Below are 2,546 nucleotides of genomic sequence, written 5' to 3'. Positions count from 1 at the left end.
TACCGCCGGCGATGGAGATCAGCTACCAAACCCCTGGGCTCTCACAATGAATGAGGGACCGGCGGGGGGCAGGTCATGGCCGCGCTTCTGCCGCCGCTTCTTGGGCTGCGGCACCGGCGTGATGAGCTCCGAGCGCCGTCTTGTCTCGAGGATTTTGTTCGTGGGCTGCCCGTCGACCAATTCCCAATGGCGGGCGGGATAGCCGTATGGGGAATTCAATATCGGATGTTCAAAGAAGTGCTGCGTCACCGCTGATCCCCCCGATCGGCAGGCAGCTTTCGGCCCGCCTCGCGCACCGCCTCGTTCTCGGAGACGTATCGCCGCATGAACTCCCGTATCACCTGAGCCGCCGGCCTATCCTGGGCACGACAGATCTCAAGGAACTCGTCACGCAGCTCGCGCTCAACCCTTATGCGAAGTCCAGCGTCTTTGCCTGCCATTGTGGCAGTGCAGCCAATGGATACACATCTGCATAGCGGCGACAACAAGATGGCGGGCTACAGTCAACCCAGATTTTCGAGCGTCCACCGGAGACCCGAAAGCTCCTCCAGATGCGGTACGTCCAGGAAATCGCCACCAGTAATTCAATCGAACAGTCTTCGTATATCCGCCATCGGCCGAAACAGCTTCATAGGCTGATCCGGAAATGGCAGAAAACTCTCCCGTTCATAGAAGCGACGGGCACTTTCATCTTTCGCATCCACGATCATCGCGAACGACGCAATCTCGCTACGGGCCGCCCGGTGGAGTGCATCGCCCAAGAGAAACCGCCCGTAACCTTTTCCCCGGTGACGCCGATCCACTGCGAGCCGTCCCAAAAGCGTCGCCGGGACCAGCGGATATCTTGGCAGATTCCTCACCGTTTGCGCCGGCAACTCGGCGAGCTGCACAGACGTCGAGGAGAGCGTGTAGTAGCCCGCGATCGTCCCATCCGGCAGGACCAGGACGAAAGGCGCGGCCATGTTCTTCCGTGCGTCCTGTCCTGCCTGTGTCCGAAAATATCTGTCGAGCGGCTCAACCCCGCTCTCGAACTCCGATCGGTCATGGCTCGAAGTCAGCGGCTCGACGCGGAGCTTTTCTTCGATACTGCGAGGCACGCGTCAGACGCCGGCTCGCTCGCGATAACGGCGGACCGTCTCACGAAGGCGATCATTGACCGGCTTCGGGTTCAGCAGCGCGTCAACGAACGCCTCGCTGTCACGCAGTGAGAGAGCGAGTTGGCTGTGTTCCTCGATCGCGCGTCGGGCGGCGTCCTGCACGCTCGTCAGCACGAAGTCGGTCACGGTCCGCCCCTGAAGTGCCGCGGCACGCTCGATGAGCTTCTTCTGCTCGGCCGTCACGCGGGTCTCAAGACGCTCACCGCGAACCCGACCACGAGTCGGCTTCCGGATTGCTTCGGCCATCTCAATACCTCCATCTCCTCAATCTGATATATTGTACGGCCAATGGCCGGGTAATTCAAGTGATCTTCAAGGTCGGATTGCGAGAAGGCCTCCTTGCTACTGGTCCTGCTTCACGGATTCAGTGCCAGAAGGCCGTCAGCCGAGCGCGACACCCACGACCGATCGCTGCCTTCGGCAACTGGGATGGACCGGGCTTGCTGGCCAGGGCTGGGAAAGCCCACGGCGGAGCTGCAAACGCGACAGGTTTGAATTCAATGACTGGATCATAGTCAGGCTACGATATTTCGCATCTATCTAAATGAGAAAGCCTTCCCCTGCGGCCGAGCCAAGGTCTCCGCCGACCCTTGTCTAGCGGGGAGACCCCGCAACGCCCCCTTAGAGAGTGAGAGTGCGGACCGGGTTTGCCGTGACGGGTTGAGGGCTGGAGGAGAGGCCTCCGGCGCCCGTCGCGGAGAACCGCGATGTCCAGACACGACCGCCATGCTCGCGCCGGCGCCGACCGGACGAGTCTCTACGACGACATCACCAACAAGATCATCGCCGAGCTGGAGGCCGGCCGCGTGCCCTGGATCCAGCCCTGGGGGACGGCGGCGGCGAAGGCGCCGCTCGCCATGCCAGCGAATGCCGCCACCGGCCGCGTCTACTCCGGAATCAACGTGCTGATCCTGTGGGGCGCGGTCATCGAGCACGGCTTTCCAATGCAGAGCTGGCTGACCTTCCGCCAGGCGCTGTCGCTCGGCGGCCATGTCCGCAAAGGCGAGCGAGGCACCACCGTCGTCTACGCCGACCGCTTCATTCCCGACGACGAGAAGAAGCGCGCGCAGGAGACCGGCGAGGAAGCGCAGGCCATTCCGTTCCTGAACCGCTTCACCGTGATCGCGGCGCCGACCATGTGCCCGTCGTCAAGTTCTTCAACCCGCTCGGCGAGGGCGTCTGGCTCGCGACTGAGCTGGACGCCGATGGCGACACGCTCTTCGGCCTCGCCGATCTCGGCTGTCCCGAGCTCGGCAGTTTCTCGCTCGAGGAACTGGTCTCGATCGTCCTGCCTTTCGGCATGGTGACGTTGCTGACGTTGCCCCTGCGATCTAATCCGGATTGAAGTTCGTTCTGGCCCACTGAGAGGACCAGGACATGAAGCGCAGC

At 62.4% G+C, this 2,546-nt stretch carries 3 protein-coding genes and 2 pseudogenes; 2 read left to right on the top strand and 3 right to left on the bottom strand.

Annotated elements, in window-relative coordinates:
- Positions 1-245: 245 nt before the first annotated feature.
- The 3 genes from QNA08_RS18890 to QNA08_RS18880 form a co-directional block, all read right to left on the bottom strand.
- Positions 246-440, bottom strand: coding sequence for a hypothetical protein (locus tag QNA08_RS18890; protein WP_283742279.1), 195 nt, complete (start codon positions 438-440; stop codon positions 246-248).
- 144 nt (positions 441-584) lie between these two features.
- Positions 585-1,097, bottom strand: a complete 513-nt coding sequence (locus QNA08_RS18885; RefSeq protein ID WP_283742278.1) for a GNAT family N-acetyltransferase — start codon at positions 1,095-1,097, stop codon at positions 585-587.
- A gap of 3 nt (positions 1,098-1,100) precedes the next feature.
- Entirely contained in the window at positions 1,101-1,403 is a 303-nt protein-coding gene (locus QNA08_RS18880) for a type II toxin-antitoxin system TacA family antitoxin (RefSeq protein ID WP_283742277.1), read from the bottom strand.
- Positions 1,404-1,864: 461 nt separating this feature from the next.
- Between QNA08_RS18880 and QNA08_RS18875 the strand changes: the two are divergent.
- Together QNA08_RS18875 and QNA08_RS18870 are read left to right on the top strand one after the other, a co-directional pair.
- Positions 1,865-2,278: pseudogene (locus tag QNA08_RS18875) on the top strand (ArdC-like ssDNA-binding domain-containing protein); the annotation flags it as partial.
- Positions 2,275-2,460 (top strand): annotated as a pseudogene (locus QNA08_RS18870) (DUF2958 domain-containing protein); the annotation flags it as partial. The pseudogenes QNA08_RS18875 and QNA08_RS18870, both read left to right, overlap by 4 nt.
- Between the last annotated feature and the right edge of the window lie 86 nt (positions 2,461-2,546).

The organism is Chelatococcus albus (assembly GCF_030067675.1).
In the GTDB taxonomy this organism is placed as follows: Bacteria; Pseudomonadota; Alphaproteobacteria; order Rhizobiales; family Beijerinckiaceae; genus Chelatococcus_A; species Chelatococcus_A albus.
Note: the sequence above shows the minus strand (reverse complement) of the source record. Positions and strands in the feature narration are given on the sequence as shown.